This is a genomic window from Kitasatospora sp. NBC_00315 (assembly GCF_041435095.1).
Classification (GTDB): Bacteria; Actinomycetota; Actinomycetes; order Streptomycetales; family Streptomycetaceae; genus Kitasatospora.
The window spans coordinates 5,208,347-5,226,540 of the sequence record NZ_CP108025.1; the positions used below are offsets into that span (position 1 = coordinate 5,208,347).

Here is an 18,194-nt window from a genome sequence, read left to right on the forward strand (position 1 = left end):
TCCCCGGCTCGGGGGTGGCGCCCTTTCGCCGTGTCCGGGGGGCGTCGCGGCGCCCCCCCCGGAGGCCCGCTCAGCGGCTCTCGACCGTGGCGCACTGCCACTGGCCGGTCCGCCGGTGCTGCTCCAGGCGGAACGCCACCACGTGGTGGCGCCGGCCGAACTCGACCCGTACGCAGGCCTCCACGACGTCCGCCGACGGCGCGCTGTCGTGCACCCGCCCCAGCCGGGGGCGGGCGTCCGCGCCGCGCGGGCGCAGCGGGCCGGAGCGGACCAGCGCGGTGAGCCGTCCGTAGCCGTCCAGGGTGGTGTGCCGCTGGAGCTGCCCGGCCGGGCGGACGCCGGTGAGCACCTCGACCAGGCGCAGGGCGAAACGCCCGGCCAGCTCGGCGCGGGCGGCCCGCCGGGACCGCGCCTCCTGCTCCCGCGGGTGCGGGCCCGGCGGCCCGGCGCAGGCCGCGCGCGGATGCCGGACGGGGCGGGCGGCGGCCGACCGGTCCGAGGCGGGCCGATCGGCCGCGCGGCGGGGGTGCGGCCTGCCGTCGGTGTGGTCGGGGTGGTCGGGGCGGGCGGCGTGGGCGGCGTGGCCGGTGTGGGCGGGGCGGTCGAGGCGGCCGGCGTCGGCGAGGCGGTCGGCGGGCCCGGTGTGGTCGGGGGTTCGGTCGGCTCCGGCGCCATCGGTGCTGCCGGCCGAGGTCCGGGCCGCGGTGGTGGCCGAGGCCGGGGTGGCGGCGAGCGGGCGGATGCGGGGCGTGCGGACGGGCGGTGGCAGCGGGCGGGCGTGCCGGGCGGTACTGCGTGGGGTGGTCGAGGACTCTGTCATGCGCGGTTACCCCCGGGTCGGTCGGGCTGGTCGGGCTGGCGGGCCGGTCGGCCGGTCCCGTGCGGTCGGGACGCTGCCTCGGTATCGGCACCCCGGGCGCGGGCAGGAGCGCCCCGCCGCGCACCTCCCGGACCGGCCCCGGTGTCACCTATCCGGGTGAGTACGCCATGGCGCCCCAGGGGCATCACAGGGCCGTCCGGACGCCCGGTTGACGCGGAGGGCACGGCGGAAGTGCCCGAAGGGGGACGCGCGCGGCCGGTGAATTCTGGGTCGCGGGCCGCGTGTGGCGGGAAGGCTACCGACGGGTAATGCCGAGGATCGGGACAAGGCCCCCCATCGGGTGGCCGGCGGCGAGGCCCGTGACGGGGCTCCACGGCGGGACCGCGGCGCGGTCCGGCAGAGACGACGGGTGGCTGGCATGGTGACGCAGGCGTCGACGAGCGATGGCACGCAGGCTCCGCCGGCCGCGGACGGGGTACGGCGCGGCCTGGTCCTGGGCGGCGGCGGGATGCTCGGCGCGGCCTGGACGATCGGCGCGCTGTGCGCGGTCGAGGAGGTGACCGGCCGGCAGCCCGGCCACGCCGAAGTGCTGCTCGGGACGTCCGCCGGATCCATCCTCGGCGCGATGCTGGCGAGCGGCGTCCGCCCGCAGGAGCTGCGGGACCACCAGCGCGGCCTGCCGATCACCACCGGTCCGCTGGCCGGGGTGGACTTCGACTACGACACCGCGGTCGGCGGCGCGCTGCCGCCGCGCCCACGGCCCGGCATCGGCTCGCCGGGCCTGCTGCGCACCACCGTGCGGCACCCGCGCGAGTACCCGTGGCTGACCATGGTCTCCGCCGTGGTGCCGACCGGCCGGGGCTCGGTGGCACCGGTCGGAGAGCTGGTCCGCGGCCTGGCCGGCCCGGACCACCGGCTCGGCGGCTCGGTGCTGCGGGTGGTGGCGGTGGACTACCGCACCGGTCACCGGGTCGCCTTCGGGGATCCGGGCGCGCCGCCCGCCGAGGTCGGCGAGGCGGTGATGGCCTCCTGCGCCATCCCGGGCTGGTTCGCCCCGGTGGAGGTGGCGGGCGGCCCCTACGTGGACGGTGGCTGCTGGTCGGCGACCAACGCCGACCTGATGCTGGGCCGGGGCCTGGACGAGGTGTACGTGCTCGCCCCGATGGCGCTGCGGCTGCATCCGCGCGGGCGCGCCGAGCCCGGCCGGGGCACGGTGGCCGCCCTGCGCGAGTGGCGCGAGCGGGACCGCCCCCGGGGCGTGCTGGCGCAGCTGGTCAGCCGCTACCGCCGCTCGGTGACCCGCCAGCTGCTGCGCGAGGCCCGGCTGCTGCGGGCGGCCGGCACCCGGGTGCAGCTGCTCGCGCCGACGCTGGAGGACCTCGCCGTGATGGGGCCGAACATGATGGATCCGGCCCGCCGGGGCGAGGTGCTGGAGTGCGCGCTGCGCACCAGCCGGGCCGCACTGGCCGGAGTGCGCTGAGCGCCCCGCCCCGCCGTCGGCGCCGGGTACGCCGCGAAGGGGCGGACCGCTGATCACCCGCGCCGTATTCTGGTCCCGCCCGGGCCGTGCCCCGTCGCGGTCACGCCCCGGGCCCCGTCGCCGAAGATCTGGAGAGTGCCCGATGCGCGTCTACGTGCCCACCACCCTGAACGGCCTGGCGGCGGCGCACCCGGGCGGCGCGCTGGAGCAGTCGACGGCGTACGCCGTCACGCCCGCGCTGCGCGAGTGGTACGTCAGCGACGACCTGGAGGAGCTGGAGTACGCGGCGCTCAACCGGGCCGCGCAGTGCTCCCTGCGGCTGCTCGCCGCCGACGCCGGCGCCCCGCGCCGGCGCGTGGTGCTGGCGCTGGACGTCCCGGACGGGAGCGTCCGGCCGTTCGCCGGTGACGAGTACCAGGACCAGGCCTCGCTCGGCCAGGTGGTGCTCTCCGGTCCCGTTCCGCTGGCCAAGGCGGCCGCCGTGCACGCCGACCCGGCCGACGAGGACGTGGTGGAGGACGTCGCGGCGGCGGTGGCGGCGATCGGCGCCGCCGACGCGGGCGACCAGGACGCCCAGTTCACCGTGGACGGCGCGGAGGACCACGACCTGCTCTGGTTCGCCACCCAGGAGATCACCGCCCTGCTGGCCTGAGCCTGAGCCTGAGCCTGAGCCTGAGCCCGGGCCCGGGCCCGGGCCGGCCCCGAGCCGATCCGATCCGGTCGGGACAGGTCAGGCCCGGCCCGGTGCACCCCGGGCTTCCGGTCGCCCGGTGCCGCCGGTTACCGTTCCGGACGTGCGTACTCACATCATCTGGGACTGGAACGGCACCCTCTTCCACGACATGGAGGCGGTGCTCGGGGCGAGCAACGCCGCCTTCGCGACGCTCGGCATCGCGCCGCTCAGCCTCCAGGAGTACCGGGAGCAGTACGAGATACCGATCCCGCGCTTCTACGAGCGGCTGCTCGGCCGGCAGCCGAGCGGCGCCGAGTGGCTGCTGCTGGACGACGCGTTCCACGTCCGGTACCACGAGCTCAGCCCGGCGTGCGGGCTCACCGAGGGCGCGCAGGACCTGCTGAGCGCCTGGGCCGGAGCCGGGCACAGCCAGTCACTGCTGTCGATGTACGAGCACGAGCGGCTGCTGCCGGTGGTCGAGCGGTTCGGGCTGACCGGCCACTTCGTCCGGGTGGACGGCCGCAGCGGCCCCTCCGGCGGGCAGAAGGCCGCGCACCTGATCCGGCACCTGGCCGCCCTCGGGGAGCACGTGGACCCGGCCCGCACGGTGCTGATCGGCGACGCCGCCGACGACGCGCTGGCCGCGCTGGGCGCCGGCGCCCACGCGGTGCTCTACACCGGTGGCTCGCACACCCGGGAGAAGCTGGAGCCGGTCGGTGTGCCGGTGGTGGACACCCTCGCGGAGGCCGTGGAGCTGGCCGGCCGGCTGGCGGGCTGAGCGGGCCACCGCGTGGCGTGGCGCGGGCCACGCGCCCGAGGGCGTGTCAGACCGGTGTAAACGCAGCGGAACTGGTCAGGCTGGATCGACGCGCCATCCCCGGCGCGGTCCGTGCCAGCACGAGCGGAGCCGCCATGCCGATCGACGCAGTGACCCAGGTCCCGACCCCCGCGAACGAGCCGGTGCACGAGTACGCCCCGGGCAGCCCGGAGCGGGCCCGGCTGGCCCGTCGGCTGGACGAGCTCGCGGCCGAGGACGTGCCGCTGCCGATGACCATCGCGGGCGAGCAGCGGTTCGGCGCCGGCGAGCGGATCGACGTCGTCCAGCCGCACCACCACGCCGCCAGGCTGGGCGTGCTCGGCAACGCGACCCGGGAGGACGCGCAGCTCGCGGTGGAGGCCGCGCTGGCCGCCGGTCCCGCCTGGCGCTCGCTCTCCTTCGACGACCGGGCGGCGGTCTTCCTGCGGGCGGCCGACCTGCTCGCCGGGCCCTGGCGGGAGACGATCGCGGCGGCCACCATGCTCGGCCAGTCCAAGACCGTCCAGCAGGCGGAGATCGACGCGCCCTGCGAGCTGGTCGACTTCCTGCGCTTCAACGTGCACTTCGCCCGGCAGATCCTCGCCGAGCAGCCGCTCTCCTCGCCCGGCGTGTGGAACCGCACCGACCACCGGCCGCTGGAGGGCTTCGTCTGCGCCATCACCCCGTTCAACTTCACCGCCATCGCCGGCAACCTGCCCACCGCGCCGGCCCTGATGGGCAACACCGTGGTCTGGAAGCCCGCGCCCACCCAGACGCTCTCGGCCTTCTACCTGATGCGGGTGCTGGAGGAGGCCGGTCTGCCGCCCGGGGTGATCAACATGGTGACCGGGGACGGCCGGATGCTCTCCCGGGTCGCGCTCGCCGATCCCGCGCTGGCCGGCCTGCACTTCACCGGATCCAGCGCGACGTTCCAGTCGCTCTGGACGACCATCGCCGCCGGCATCGGCTCCTACCGGTCCTATCCCCGGATCGTCGGGGAGACCGGCGGCAAGGACTTCCTGCTCGCCCACCGGTCGGCCGACCCGCAGAGCCTGCGGACGGCGCTGATCCGGGGCGCCTTCGAGTACCAGGGCCAGAAGTGCTCGGCGCTCTCCCGCGCCTACCTGCCGCGCAGCCTCTGGCAGAAGATCAAGGACGACCTCCTGGCCGAGGTGGACGCGCTGACGGTCGGGGACGTCGGCGACTTCTCCAACTTCATGGGCGCGCTGATCGACCGGCGGGCCTTCGACAAGAACCGGGACGCCATCGAGCGGGCCAAGCTGGACCCGACGGTGGAGCTGGTGGCCGGCGGCCAGTACGACGACGCCATCGGGTACTTCGTGCGGCCGACCGTGCTGGTCTCCGCCGACCACCGCAACGAGATGTTCCACACCGAGTACTTCGGGCCGATCCTCGCCGTCCACGTCTACGAGGACGCCCGCTGGGACGACGTGCTGCGCCGGGTCGACGCGGGGGCGCCGTACGGACTGACCGGCGCGGTGATGGCCAGGGACCGCTATGCCATCGCCCAGGCCCTGGAGGAACTCCGCTTCGCGGCAGGCAACTTCTACATCAACGACAAGCCGACCGGCGCGGTGGTCGGCCAGCAGCCGTTCGGCGGCGGCCGGGCCTCGGGGACCAACGACAAGGCGGGCGCTGCGCAGAACCTGCTGCGCTGGACGTCGGCGCGGTCGATCAAGGAGACCTTCGTCCCGGCGACCGACCACCGCTACCCGTACATGAGCTGACACCCCGCCCGGCCCCGGCTCCCCGCCCGGCCCCGGCTCCCGGCCCGGCCCGGGCCTCGTCGGCGGGACCGCCGGGCTCCGGCCCCGGGCGGCTCAGCTCCGACGGCTCGGCTCCCGGACCGGCTCGACTCCGGACCGGCTCAGCTCCCGGACCGGCTCGGTTCCCTCGCCGGCGCGAGGCCCGCACGGACCGGGCCCGGCCCGGCGAGCAGCTGCCGGACGGCCCGGACGGCGGCCGCCGCCAGCCGGGGGTCGCTGCCCCGCCCGGCGAGGGCGGCCAGCGGGGCGGCCGGTACCGGCGGCAGGCCGGGGACCTCGACCAGCCCGTCCGGGCAGGCGCCCGCGGTCGCCAGCAGGGCGAGGCCCAGCCCCGCGCGGGCGGCGTCCAGCACACCGGCGAGGTAGGCCGCGTCGCAGACCACCCCGGCCGCGATGCCGTGCTCGGCGAGCACCCGCAGTGCCCGGTGCCGGATCGTGCACGGCTCCTCCACCGCGACCAGCGGCAGCGGGCCGCCACCCACCGGCCGTTGCCACCCGGGCGCCGCGTACCAGCGCAGGGGCAGTGAGCCGCTCGCCCGGCCGTCGCCCCGGCCCGGCCCCGCCAGCAGGACGGCGAGGTCCACGGCGCCCCGCTCGACGGCCTCGCGCAGCCGCGCCGAGCGGTCCACCCGGAACCTGACCTGGCAGCCCGGGTGCACCTCGCGCGCGGCCGCGGCCAGCACGGGAAGGATCCGGTCCGCCGCGTGCTCGGTCGAGCCCACCACCAGCACGCGTTCGGCCTCGGCGGCCAGCCGGCCCAGGGCCGAGTCGTGGACGCCGACGATCCGCCGCGCCTCGTCCAGCAGCAGCAGGCCGTCCGGGGTGAACCTGCTGCGCCGCCCGTCCGGTTCGACCGCCGGGCGGCCGATCACCTTCTCCAGCCGGCGGACGTGCAGGCTGACCGTCGACTGGCTCACCAGCAGCGCCCGCGCGGCGCGGTGGAACCCGCCGTGGTCGGCCACCGCGATCAGGCTGCGCAACGCCACGATGTCGAGTACCTGTGCCATGTCCGAACGCTAGCACCGGCGTTCGGGCCCGCCGACGAGTACGGCGGACCGACCGATCGGCGCAGCGCATCGATGCCGATGCCGAATCCTCGTTGGACGCCGGGGCGTGGCCGGACCATCCTGGGGCCATGGTGCGAACAGCCGCTCGGACGGCCGGAGAGCCGACCGCCGCGCGCTTCGCGCGGAGCGGGTCGGGCGGGCCGACGCGGGCCGCCCGCGGAGCCCTCGCCACCACCAAGCGACGCCACGTCGACTACCGCAGGGCCACCTCCACCGCCTGTTGACCCGGCGGGGGCCCGTCGCCCCGGGGCACCGAAGCCCCCCACCCGGCACTCGTCCGGGACCATCACCCGCTCGGTGCCCGCCGGCACGCGTCCGGAGCCCCAGTCGTAGGCGTTCCGCCGGATCCGGCTCCGTCCGCTCGGCCCCCCGCCGGCTGCCGCCCCGGGCCCGCCGAGAGCGGAACAGATCACTGATGAGACGTCAGTCGGGCGTGTCCGAAAGAGAGTTGTCATGTCGATGGACGGATCAACCGTGCCGTCAGATCCGTCGGAGGGGAGCACGTGGTGAGCGAGCCCGCCCGTACCCGGCCGGCCGGCGGGCTCGCCGCCCGCACCGCCCGGGTCGTGGTCCGCCGACTGCTGCTCGGCGTGCTGGTGGTCTGGGGCGCCGCCACCGCCGGCTTCGCCGCGCTGCAGCTGCTCCCCGGCGACCCGGTACGGATCATCCTCGGCCCCAACACCGAGGTCGCCCCCGAGGTGATCGCCCAACTGCGGCACTCCTACGGGCTCGACCGCTCGCTGCCCGAGCAGTACCTCTCCTTCGTCGGCGGGCTGCTGCGCGGCGATCTCGGCACCTCGTACCAGCTGCGTCAGCCGGTCGCCGACGTGCTCAGCGCCGAACTCGGCCAGACCCTGCTGCTGGCGGGGACCGCGCTGGCGGGCGCCTTCCTGCTCGCCGTCCTGGTGGCCACCCTCACCGCGGGGCGCCGCGGGCCGGGCCGGGCGCTCGCCTCGGCGGTCGAACTGGTGCTGATCTCCACCCCCGTGTTCTGGCTCGGGGTGCTGCTGCTGACCGCGTTCTCCTTCACCTGGCAGCTCTTCCCGGTGGCCGGGAACGGCGGCGCCGACGCGCTGGTCCTGCCCGCGCTGACGCTCGCGCTGCCGCTCGGCGCCCTGCTCACCCAGGTGCTGCGGGGCGGCCTGGAGGAGGCGCTGGAGCAGCCGTTCACCGTGACCGCCCGCACCCGGGGGCTCGGCGAGAGCCGGGTGCGGTGGTCGCACGCGCTGCGGCACGGCCTGCTGCCCACCGTCACGATGGCCGGCTGGCTGCTGGGCGGCCTGCTCGGCGGCGCGGTGGTCACCGAGTCGGTGTACTCCCGCCAGGGCCTGGGCCGGATCACCCTGCAGGCGGTGAACAGCAAGGACATGCCGGTCGTGGTGGGCGTCCTCGTGCTCTCCGCCGTGGTCTTCGTCCTGGTCAACCTGGCCGTCGACCTGCTCTGCACCGTCATCGACCCGAGGCTGAGGAGCCGATGAGCACTGTCCTGACCACGTCCCTGCGGGATCTCCCCCGCCCGCGTCCGGCGGTACTGCTCGGCTGGGCCGGGGTCGCCCTGCTGCTGACCGCGGCCCTGTGGCCGGATCTGCTGGCCTCCGCCGACCCCACCGCCGGGCAGCAGCTCGACGCCTACCGGGCCCCGGACGCCGCGCACTGGTTCGGCACCGACCAGCTCGGCCGGGACGTGTACGCGCGGATCGTGCACGGCACCGCGCAGTCACTGTTCATCGGTGCAGGCGCGACCGCGATCGGTGCGAGCGGCGGCCTGCTGCTCGGCCTGCTGGCCGCCGTCGGCGGCCGGTTCGCCGACGAGGCGCTGATGCGGCTGCTGGACGTCCTGCTGGCGCTGCCCGGTCTGCTGCTGGCACTGGTGGTGATCACCGTGGTCGGCCCCGGCAACCTCAACACCGCTCTCGCCATCGGGATCGCCGAGGTCGCCGTCTACACCCGGCTGGTCCGCAGCAAGGCGCTGACCGTGCGGGCGGCGGGCTACGTGGAGGCGGCCCAGGTGGTCGGCCACCGGCGCAGCCGGGTGGTGCTGCGGCACGTCCTGCCCAACTCGGTGGGCCCCCTGCTGGCGCTCGCGGTGGTCGGAGTGGGCCGGGCGATGATCGAGGGCTCCGCGCTGAGCTTCCTCGGCCTGGGGGCGCGGCCGCCGGCCCCCGAGTGGGGCTCGATGCTCGCCGACGGACGGAACGCGCTCGGCATCGCCTGGTGGACGGCGGCCGCCCCGGGCGTCGCGGTGACGCTGGCGGTGGTCGCGATCACGGTGGTCGGGCGCCGGCTCCAGGCCCGTTTCGAAGGAAGGGGCTGACCGGTGGCACTGACCGAGGATCTCGCCGGCGAGGACACCGCCCGGGGCGAGGACGCCCTGCTCACCGTCGAGGGGCTGACCGTCGCGTTCGGCGCCGGCCGGGCCCGCCGGGAGGTGGTGCGCGGCGTCTCGTTCACCCTGCGGGCCGGTGAGTCCCTGGCGCTGGTCGGGGAGTCCGGCTCGGGCAAGAGCGTGATCGCCCGCAGTCTGGTCGGACTGGCCGGGCCCGGGGCGAGTGTGCGGGCCGAGCGGCTCGACCACGGCGGCCGCCCGCTGACGGCGCTCACCGAGCGGGAGTGGCGCAGGCTGCGCGGTCGGGCGGTCGGCTTCGTCCTGCAGGACGCGCTGGTCTCGCTCGACCCGTTGCGCCGGATCGCCCGGGAGATCGCCGAACCACTGCTGCTGCACCGCACGGTGGAGCGGTCCGGGGCCGGCGCCCGGGTACTGGAACTGCTCCGCGAGGTCGGTGTGCCGGAGCCCGGGATCCGGGCCGCGCAGTACCCGCACCAGCTCTCCGGCGGGCTGCGCCAGCGGGCCCTGATCGCCTCCGCGATCGCCTGCGCGCCGCCGCTGCTGATCGCCGACGAGCCGACCACCGCGCTGGACGCGATCGTCCAGCGGCAGATCCTGGATCTGCTGGCCGAGCGCCGGGCCCGAGGCACCGGGCTGCTGCTGATCTCGCACGACCTGTCGGTGGTGGCCCGGCTGGCGGACCGTACGGCGGTCGTCCACGGCGGCCGGATCGTCGAGTACGGACCGACGGCCGCCGTGCTGTCCGATCCACGCCACCCGTACACCCGGGCGCTGCTGGCCGCCGTGCCGGGCAGCCGCCCGCGCGGCGAGCGTCTGTTCGACGGGGGCTTCACGGCCGTCGAGGGCGAGTCGCCCGCCCCGATCCTCCACCCGGAGACACCCGGCGGCGCCCCGGCCGTGCCCCGGCCCGCCCCGGCCCGGGCCCGGCCGGTGACCGTGCGCAGGGAGCCCCCGGCGGGTCGGCCGGTGCTCGAAGCGGTGGGCCTGGCCAAGCGGTTCGCCGGCCCCGGCGGCACCCACCGGCAGGCCGTGGACGGCGTCGGCTTCACCCTGCACCCCGGCCGCACCGTCGGCCTGGTCGGCGAGTCGGGCTCCGGGAAGAGCACCGTCGCCCGGCTGGTCCTCGGCCTGGAGCGCCCCGACGCCGGGCGGGTGCTGCTGGACGGGGAGCCGTGGAGCGAGCGTCCCGAGCGGGAGCGCCGCCCGCACCGGGCCCGGATCCAGGCGGTGTTCCAGGACCCGCTCAGCTCCTTCGACCCCCGGCACACGGTGCGCCGCGTCCTCGCCGACTCGCTGCGCCTGCGCGGCCTGCGCGGCGCCGCGGCGGACGGTGAGGCGGCCGCGCTGCTCGGCCGGGTCGGGCTGGACGCGGAGTTGCTCGGCCGCCGTCCGCTGCGGCTCTCCGGCGGTCAGCGCCAGCGGGTCGCGATCGCCCGGGCGCTGGCCACCCGCCCCGAGGTGATCGTCTGCGACGAGCCGGTCTCCGCGCTGGACGTCTCGGTCCAGGCGCAGGTGCTCGACCTGCTGGTCGACCTGCAGCGGGAGCTCGGCGTCGCCTACCTGTTCATCTCCCACGACCTCGGCGTCATCCGGCACCTCAGCGACGACGTGCTGGTGATGAAGGACGGCCGGGTCGTCGAGGCCGGCGAGGCCGGCCAGGTGCTGGACCACCCGGCCCACCCGTACACCCGAGAACTGCTCGACGCCGTCACCACCCTCTGAAGCCGGCCCGCCGGGCCCAGGTCCTCGTACCACCGCCCCGCCGACAACGTCCGGACCCAGCTCCTCGTACCACCGCCCCGCCGACAACGTCCGGACCCAGGTCCTCGTACCACCGCCCCGCCGACAACGTAAGGAACACCTCCTGTGGGACCCACCAGCAGACGCCGTACCCTCGCCGTCGCCGCCCTGCTCGCCGCCGCCACCACGGCCTGCTCGTCCACCGCCGGCCCCGCCGCCGGGGCGGGCGACGCGGCCGCCGGCAAGCCCGTCACGGGCGGCACCCTGACCTTCGCCCTGCACGGCGACACCGACTGCCTCGACCCGCACCTGACCGGCAGCAGCGTCTCGTCCTGGATCGGGCGCAACAACCTGGACTCGCTGGTCGGCCAGTCGCTGGACAACAGGACCACCCCGTGGCTGGCGTCGTCCTGGGACGTCTCCGCCGACGGGCTGAGTTACACCTTCCACCTCCGCGGCGGTGTCACCTTCACCGACGGCACCCCGCTGGACGCCGCTGCGGTGAAGGCCAACCTGGACCTGATCGCGGACCCCGCCACCAAGTCCTCCTACGCCCGTTCCCTGCTCGGCCCGTACGCCGGCAGCGAGGTCGCCGACCCGGCCACCCTGACGGTGCGGCTCAGCGCGCCGTTCACGTCCTTCCTGCAGGGGCTGAGCACGCCCTTCCTCGGCATCGCCTCGCCGACCTTCCTCAAGGCCCACGCCGCCGACAGCTGCACCACCGGCCTGGTCGGCAGCGGCCCGTTCAAGCTGGACTCCTACACCCGGGGCCAGGGCGCGAGCTTCTCCCGAAACGCGGCGTACGCCTGGGGGCCGGGCTACGCCGCGCACACCGGCGCCGCCTACCTGGACAAGCTGGAGCTCAAGATCGTCACCGAGAGCTCGGTGCGGGACGGCGGCCTGTTCTCCGGCCAGTTCGACGGCGTCGCCAACGTCGCCCCCAGCGACCTCACCCGGGTCTCCAAGGACCCGAAGCTCCAGCTGCTCAAGCACGAGAACCCGGGCGTCAACCACGTTCTGCTGCTGAACACCGCCCGGGCGCCGTTCGACAGCCTTCAGGTCCGGCAGGCCTTCCAGTCCTCGATCGACGTCAAGTCCACCGTCCAGTCGGTGTTCTTCGGTCAGACCTCGGCCGCCGACGGCCTGTTCGGCAAGGCCACCGAGTACTACGACTCCTCGGTGCAGGGCCTCTGGGGCTTCGACCGGGCGAAGGCCGGCGCCCTGCTGGACCAGGCGGGCTGGACGGCCCGCGACGGCGAGGGCTACCGCACCAAGGACGGCAGGCGGCTCAGCGTCTCGCTGGTGTACAGCGACATCTCCGCCACGGCCGAGGAGCAGACCATCTTCCAGGCCGCCGCCCAGCAGGCCAAGGAGAGCGGCTTCGAGGTGAAGCTCGACAAGGTCGCCGCGGCGGCGGAGAGCGACCGCCAGGGCAAGGGCGACTACGACATCGGCGCGCTGTACTTCGTCCGCGCCGAGCCGGACATCGCCCGGACCGTCTTCGCCGCCAGGTTCACGCCCCCGGCCGGGGCCAACCTCGCCCGGGTGAACGACCCGGTGCTGGAGGACCTGCTCGCCAAGGGCCTGACCCTGCCGGAGGGTGCCGAGCGCGCCAAGGTGTACGCGGACGTGCAGCAACGCATCATCGGCCAGGCCTACGCCGTGCCGACCTATGTGCCGTTCGGCCGGCTCGGGGCGGTCAAGGCTGTCCACGGGCTCGGTTTCGCCACCAACTCGGCGCCGCTCTTCTACGACGTTTGGAAGAGCTGAGCGGGCGCGCCCCGGGGCCGGGGCCCGGCCCCGGGACGCCCGCCCGCCCGTGCCGGGCGGCCGCCGGGACCGTGCCGAGGAGGCGCCTGCACAGCCCCCCGGCATTTGGGTAACGGCCCGGTTGCCGCTCGGAGACGGGCCGGCGGCCGGGCCCGTCCGCAGCCGACGCCCGTTTGGACAAGGTGTCCAGGACGGACGGATCTTCCTGCGGGATTGTGCCTCCCTGTCCCCTGACACCTTCGTTTCGTCCCGTTAGGCTGGCTGACGTCGTCGGGTTGGCTCCGCAGGCCGAAATCTCGTCTCTTACCCGGCCGAGGGGTGTTTCATGCGTGCCATGAACGCCTTTCAGCCGGTCGGTGCGGGAGGATTGCGGGAGACCCGGCGGTGGACACCCACACACCACCGAGTCACGCAACGGCGCGCGACAGGAGCCAAACAGCCATGCAGACCAAGCTGGACGCAGCCAAGGCCGAACTGCTCACCAAGGCAGCAGCAGCCGCTGAGAACAGCCAGGTGGGGGGAGCGGCGCCAGGGGAGGGTCTGAGCAACGGGGCTCTGACCGCATACCTGCACCACTACTACCTCCACACCGCCGCCGAGGATCTGGTCGGCCACGACCCGGTCGACGTGTACGGCGCGGCCGCCTCCCACTACCGCCTCGGGCTCAAGCGGCCCCAGGGCACCGCCGAGGTCCGGGTGTACACCCCGAGCGTCGAGGAGAACGGCTGGTCGTGCGGCCATACGGTGGTCGAGGTGGTCACCGACGACATGCCGTTCCTGGTCGACTCGGTCACCAACGAGCTGTCCCGCCAGGACCGCGCGATCCACATCGTGATCCACCCCCAGCTGCTGGTCCGCCGTGACATCACCGGCAAGCTGCTGGAGATCCTCGACGTCGACGCCTGCTCGCGCGGCCAGGCGGCCGGCGCCGAGTGGCCGGCCGACGCCGCCGTCGAGTCCTGGATGCACATCGAGATCGACCGTGAGACCGACCGCGAGGACCTGCGCGAGATCGAGTCCGGTCTGCGCCGTGTCCTGGGCGACGTGCGCGAGGTCGTCGAGGACTGGACGAAGATGCGCGAGTCCGCGCTGCGCCTGGCCGACGAGCTCGCCGAGCAGCCCCCGGCGCACCTGCCCGAGCAGGAGGTCGGCGAGGCCTGGGAGCTGATGCGCTGGCTGGCCGACGACCACTTCACCTTCCTCGGCTACCGCGAGTACGACCTGGTCGAGCATGAGGGCGAGGAGGTGCTGCGCGCCGTGGCCGGCACCGGCCTCGGCATCCTGCGCTCCGACCCGCTCAGCCACGACAGCGACCACCACCCGGTCAGCGAGGCCTTCGGCCGGCTCTCCGCGCCGGTCCGGGCCAAGGCGCACGAGAAGAAGCTGCTCGTCCTCACCAAGGCGAACAGCCGCTCCACCGTGCACCGGCCGTCCTACCTCGACTACGTCGGCGTGAAGCGGTTCGACGCCAACGGCGAGGTGATCGGCGAGCGCCGCTTCCTCGGCCTGTTCTCCGCCGCCGCGTACACCGAGTCGGTCTCCCGCATCCCGGTGGTCCGCCGCAAGGTCCAGGACGTGGTGGTCGCCTCCGGCTTCTCCAGCGAGAGCCACGACGGCCGCGACCTGCTCCAGATCCTGGAGACCTTCCCGCGGGACGAGATCTTCCAGACCCCCGCCGAGGAACTGCTCCAGATCGCCACCAGCGTGCTCTACCTCCAGGAGCGCCGCCGGCTGCGGCTGTTCCTGCGCCAGGACGAGTACGGGCGCTACTTCTCCGCGCTGGTCTACCTGCCGCGCGACCGCTACACCACCCGGATCAGGCTGCGCCTGATGGACATCCTGATGCAGGAGCTGAACGGCGCCGCCATCGACTACACGGTGTACGCCACCGAGTCGGTGCTGACCCGCCTGCACTTCGTCGTCCGGGTCACCCCCGGCAGTGAGCTGCCGCTCCTGACCGACGCCGAGGTCGAGCGGATCGAGGGAAAACTCGCCGAGGCCGCCCGGTTCTGGATGGACGGCTTCAACGACCAGCTGCACGTCGAGCTGGGCGAGGAGCGGGCCGCCGATCTGTCCCGCCGGTACGCCAACGCCTTCCCCGACGGCTACCGCGCCGACTTCACCGCGCGTACCGCCGTCGCCGACCTCAAGCAGATCGAGTCGCTGGCCGGCGAGGGCGACTTCCGCCTGAACCTGTACCAGCCGGTCGGCGCGGGCGACGACGAGCGCCGCTTCAAGATCTACCGGGTGGGCGGCCCGATCTCGCTCACCGAGGTCCTGCCGGTCCTCCAGCGGCTGGGCGTCGAGGTGCTCGACGAGCACCCCTACGCGCTGACCCGCTCGGACCACAGCACCGCCTGGGTGTACGACTTCGGCCTGCGGCTGCGCGAGGGCACCGAGCTGACCGACGAGGCCCGCGAGCGCGTTCAGGAGGCCTTCGCGGCGACCTGGACCGGGCAGGCCGAGAACGACGGCTTCAACGGCCTGGTCCTCACCGCCGGGCTGACCTGGCGCCAGGCGATGATGCTGCGCGCCTACGCCAAGTACCTGCGCCAGGCGGGCAGCACGTTCTCCCAGGACTACATGGAGGACGCGCTCCGCAACAACGCCCACACCACCCGGCTGCTGGTCAACCTCTTCGAGGCCCGCCTGAGCCCCAGTCACCAGCTGGGCGCGCTGGAACTGACCGAGGGCATCGTCGAGGAGCTCTCCGGCGCCCTCGACGAGGTCGTCTCGTTGGACGAGGACCGCATCCTGCGCTCCTTCCTGCACCTGATCCAGGCGACCCTGCGCACCAACTTCTTCCAGCACGCCACCGAGACCGGTGAGTGGCACCGCTACGTCTCGATGAAGTTCGACCCCAAGGCCATCCCGGATCTCCCCGCCCCGCGCCCCGCCTTCGAGATCTGGGTGTACTCGCCGCAGGTCGAGGGCGTGCACCTGCGCTTCGGCAAGGTCGCCCGCGGCGGCCTGCGCTGGTCCGACCGGCGCGAGGACTTCCGGACCGAGATCCTCGGCCTGGTCAAGGCCCAGATGGTGAAGAACACCGTCATCGTCCCGGTCGGCGCCAAGGGCGGCTTCGTCGCCAAGCAGCTGCCCGACCCGTCGGTGGACCGCGACGCCTGGCTGGCCGAGGGCATCGCGTCCTACCGGACCTTCATCTCGGCGCTGCTCGACATCACCGACAACCTCAAGGCCGGCGACGTCGTCCACCCGCGGGACGTGGTCCGCCACGACGAGGACGACACCTACCTGGTGGTCGCCGCGGACAAGGGCACCGCGACCTTCTCCGACATCGCCAACGGGGTCGCCGAGTCGTACGGCTTCTGGCTGGGCGACGCGTTCGCCTCCGGCGGCTCGGCCGGGTACGACCACAAGGGCATGGGCATCACCGCCCGCGGCGCCTGGGAGTCGGTCAAGCGCAACTTCCGCGAGCTGGGCCACGACACCCAGACCGAGGACTTCACCGTCGTCGGCATCGGCGACATGTCCGGCGACGTCTTCGGCAACGGGATGCTGCTCAGCGAGCACATCCGGCTGGTCGCCGCCTTCGACCACCGGCACATCTTCCTCGACCCGAACCCGGACGCGGCGCTCTCGTACGCCGAGCGCCGCCGGCTCTTCGACGTGCCGCGCAGCTCCTGGGACGACTACGACAAGTCGCTGATCTCGGCGGGCGGCGGGGTCTTCCCCCGTTCGGCGAAGGCGATCCAGCTCAGTGCGCAGGTCCGGGCGGCGCTCGGCGTCGAGCAGTCCAAGCTCACCCCGGCCGAGCTGATGAAGGCCATCCTCCAGGCGCCCGTCGACCTGTTCTGGAACGGCGGCATCGGCACCTACGTCAAGGCCTCCACCGAGACCAACGCCGAGGTCGGCGACAAGGCCAACGACGCTATCCGGGTCAACGGCGGCCAGATGCGCGCCCGGGTGGTCGGCGAGGGCGGCAACCTCGGCTGCACCCAGCTCGGCCGGATCGAGTACGCCGCGAGCGGCGGCCCCGAGGGCGCCGGCGGCTGGATCAACACCGACGCCATCGACAACTCGGCCGGTGTCGACACCTCGGACCACGAGGTCAACATCAAGATCCTGCTCAACCAGGTGGTCGCCGACGGCGACATGACGGTCAAGCAGCGCAACAAGCTGCTCGCCCAGATGACCGACGAGGTCGGCCACCTGGTGCTGCGCAACAACTACGCGCAGAACGTGGTGCTGGCCAACGCCGTCGCGCAGGCCGTCAGCATGGTCAACGTGCACTCCCGGATGATCAACCGCCTGGAGCGCGACGGACAGCTCGACCGGGCCCTGGAGTTCCTGCCCACCGAGCGCCAGATCCGGGAGCGCCAGCAGAACGGCCGCGGGCTCTCCCAGCCCGAACTGTCCGTGCTGCTCGCCTACACCAAGATCACCCTGGCCGACGAGCTGCTCGCCACCGACCTCCCGGACGACCCGTACTTCCGCAGCGCGCTGCACGAGTACTTCCCGTCCGCCCTGCGGGCCCGCTTCGCCGACGCGATCGACGCCCACGCCCTGCGCCGGGAGATCGTCACCACCCTGATCGTCAACGAGACGATCAACCGCGGCGGCTGCACCTTCGCGTTCCGCCTCCGCGAGGAGACCGGCGCGACGTACGAGGAGATCGCCCGCACCCACACCGCGGCCCGCGCCGTCTTCGGCCTGACGGACATCTGGGCCGAGATCGAGGGCCTGGACAACAAGGTGGCGGCCCGCACCCAGATCAGGATGCGCCTGCACTCGCGTCGACTGGTCGAGCGCGCCACCCGGTGGATGCTCAACAACCGCCGCCAGCCGCTGGACATCGCCGGCACCATCGAGTTCTTCCACGACCGCGTCGCCGAGGTCTGGGGCTCGCTGCCCAAGCCGCTGCGCGGTGAGGACCTCGCCTGGTACGAGCGCGTCTACAACGAACTGGCCGAGGCGGGCGTCCCCGAGCACCTGGCCACCCGGATCGCCGGTCTGTCCTCGACCTTCCCGACGCTGGACATCACCGAGGTGGCGGACCGCTCCGGCAAGGAGGTCGCCGAGGTCGCCGACCTCTACTACGACCTCGCCGACCGCCTCCAGATCACCCACCTGCTCGACCGCATCATCGAACTCCCGCGCGTCGACCGCTGGTCCTCGATGGCCCGCGCCGCGATCCGCGAGGACCTCTTCGCGGCCCACGCCGCCCTCACCGCCGACATCCTCGCCTGCGGCCCCGAGGGCGCCACCCCCGAGGAGCGCTACACCGCCTGGGCCGAGCTCAACGCCACCCTGCTCAACCGGGCCAAGAGCACCCTCGACGACATAAGGGGTTCGGACAACTACGAGCTGTCCAGCCTCTCCGTCGCGATGCGGGTGATCCGTACGCTGCTGCGCACGGGCTCGATGCGCTGAGACCGAAGCCGGCACGCGCGGGGCGGGACCGTCCAGGACGGTCCCGCCCCGCCCGGCGTTCCGCTCAGGCGGGCTCGGCGTCCACCGACTGGGCCGTCGGCGTGCGGTGGTGCGAGAACCGGACCGCCGTACCGAGCACGGCCAGGAGCGCCAGATGCCTTTCCTCGTCCAGCCAAGCGGGACGACACCCACGAGCGCACGGAGCTCGTCGGGGCAAGCCGGGCACGGTGACCGGTCAGAGCACCGTCCTCACCCGCGCCGTGGTCGACGCGGCCGGTGACCGTCCGAAGCAGTAGGCGGCGGCAGGCGGCAGGCGGCGGTAG

General features: G+C 74.1%; 12 protein-coding genes. 10 read left to right on the forward strand and 2 right to left on the reverse strand.

The window, feature by feature from the left end:
* Nucleotides 1-70 precede the first annotated feature (70 nt).
* Nucleotides 71-820 (reverse strand): Rv3235 family protein, encoded by a 750-nt coding sequence (locus tag OG823_RS21635; RefSeq protein WP_371481223.1) that lies wholly within the window; start codon nucleotides 818-820, stop codon nucleotides 71-73.
* A gap of 418 nt (nucleotides 821-1,238) precedes the next feature.
* Between OG823_RS21635 and OG823_RS21640 the strand changes: the two genes are divergently transcribed.
* The 4 genes from OG823_RS21640 (at nucleotide 1,239) to pruA (ending at nucleotide 5,517) form a co-directional block, all read left to right on the forward strand.
* Nucleotides 1,239-2,300 (forward strand): patatin-like phospholipase family protein, encoded by a 1,062-nt coding sequence (locus OG823_RS21640; protein WP_371481224.1) that lies wholly within the window; start codon nucleotides 1,239-1,241, stop codon nucleotides 2,298-2,300.
* A gap of 142 nt (nucleotides 2,301-2,442) precedes the next feature.
* The gene (locus OG823_RS21645) at nucleotides 2,443-2,952 is read left to right on the forward strand and encodes a hypothetical protein (protein WP_371481226.1); all 510 of its coding nucleotides are present in this window, start codon (nucleotides 2,443-2,445) and stop codon (nucleotides 2,950-2,952) included.
* A gap of 142 nt (nucleotides 2,953-3,094) precedes the next feature.
* Entirely contained in the window at nucleotides 3,095-3,751 is a 657-nt protein-coding gene (locus tag OG823_RS21650; protein ID WP_371481228.1) for an HAD family hydrolase, read from the forward strand.
* Nucleotides 3,752-3,891: 140 nt separating this feature from the next.
* A complete protein-coding gene (gene pruA, locus OG823_RS21655; RefSeq protein WP_371484594.1) occupies nucleotides 3,892-5,517 on the forward strand; it encodes an L-glutamate gamma-semialdehyde dehydrogenase in 1,626 nt (541 codons plus the stop codon).
* Between the two features lie 140 nt (nucleotides 5,518-5,657).
* Here the strand turns inward: pruA and OG823_RS21660 are convergent, their stop codons facing one another.
* Nucleotides 5,658-6,563, reverse strand: coding sequence for a LysR substrate-binding domain-containing protein (locus OG823_RS21660; RefSeq protein WP_371481230.1), 906 nt, complete (start codon nucleotides 6,561-6,563; stop codon nucleotides 5,658-5,660).
* Between the two features lie 128 nt (nucleotides 6,564-6,691).
* On the opposite strand from OG823_RS21660, the gene OG823_RS21665 reads away from it, so the two are divergent.
* The 6 genes from OG823_RS21665 (at nucleotide 6,692) to OG823_RS21690 (ending at nucleotide 17,871) form a co-directional block, all read left to right on the forward strand.
* Entirely contained in the window at nucleotides 6,692-6,847 is a 156-nt protein-coding gene (locus OG823_RS21665; protein ID WP_371481232.1) for a hypothetical protein, read from the forward strand.
* Nucleotides 6,848-7,129: 282 nt separating this feature from the next.
* Nucleotides 7,130-8,101, forward strand: a complete 972-nt coding sequence (locus OG823_RS21670) for an ABC transporter permease (RefSeq protein ID WP_371481234.1) — start codon at nucleotides 7,130-7,132, stop codon at nucleotides 8,099-8,101.
* Nucleotides 8,098-8,937, forward strand: coding sequence for an ABC transporter permease (locus tag OG823_RS21675; RefSeq protein WP_371481235.1), 840 nt, complete (start codon nucleotides 8,098-8,100; stop codon nucleotides 8,935-8,937). The genes OG823_RS21670 and OG823_RS21675 overlap by 4 nt, the downstream gene beginning before the upstream one ends.
* A gap of 3 nt (nucleotides 8,938-8,940) precedes the next feature.
* A complete protein-coding gene (locus tag OG823_RS21680; RefSeq protein ID WP_371481237.1) occupies nucleotides 8,941-10,692 on the forward strand; it encodes a dipeptide ABC transporter ATP-binding protein in 1,752 nt (583 codons plus the stop codon).
* A gap of 144 nt (nucleotides 10,693-10,836) precedes the next feature.
* Nucleotides 10,837-12,480, forward strand: a complete 1,644-nt coding sequence (locus OG823_RS21685) for an ABC transporter substrate-binding protein (protein ID WP_371481239.1) — start codon at nucleotides 10,837-10,839, stop codon at nucleotides 12,478-12,480.
* A gap of 441 nt (nucleotides 12,481-12,921) precedes the next feature.
* A complete protein-coding gene (locus tag OG823_RS21690) occupies nucleotides 12,922-17,871 on the forward strand; it encodes an NAD-glutamate dehydrogenase (RefSeq protein WP_371481240.1) in 4,950 nt (1,649 codons plus the stop codon).
* Nucleotides 17,872-18,194: the final 323 nt, after the last annotated feature.

Bases quoted from the DNA above. Each gene is read 5' to 3' on its own strand.
- OG823_RS21635 (WP_371481223.1), bottom strand. From the start codon at position 820: ATGACAGAGTCCTCGACCACCCCACGCAGTACCGCCCGGCACGCCCGC.
- OG823_RS21640 (WP_371481224.1), top strand. From the start codon at position 1,239: ATGGTGACGCAGGCGTCGACGAGCGATGGCACGCAGGCTCCGCCGGCC.
- OG823_RS21645 (WP_371481226.1), top strand. From the start codon at position 2,443: ATGCGCGTCTACGTGCCCACCACCCTGAACGGCCTGGCGGCGGCGCAC.
- OG823_RS21660 (WP_371481230.1), bottom strand. From the start codon at position 6,563: ATGGCACAGGTACTCGACATCGTGGCGTTGCGCAGCCTGATCGCGGTG.
- OG823_RS21665 (WP_371481232.1), top strand. From the start codon at position 6,692: ATGGTGCGAACAGCCGCTCGGACGGCCGGAGAGCCGACCGCCGCGCGC.
- OG823_RS21675 (WP_371481235.1), top strand. From the start codon at position 8,098: ATGAGCACTGTCCTGACCACGTCCCTGCGGGATCTCCCCCGCCCGCGT.
- OG823_RS21690 (WP_371481240.1), top strand. From the start codon at position 12,922: ATGCAGACCAAGCTGGACGCAGCCAAGGCCGAACTGCTCACCAAGGCA.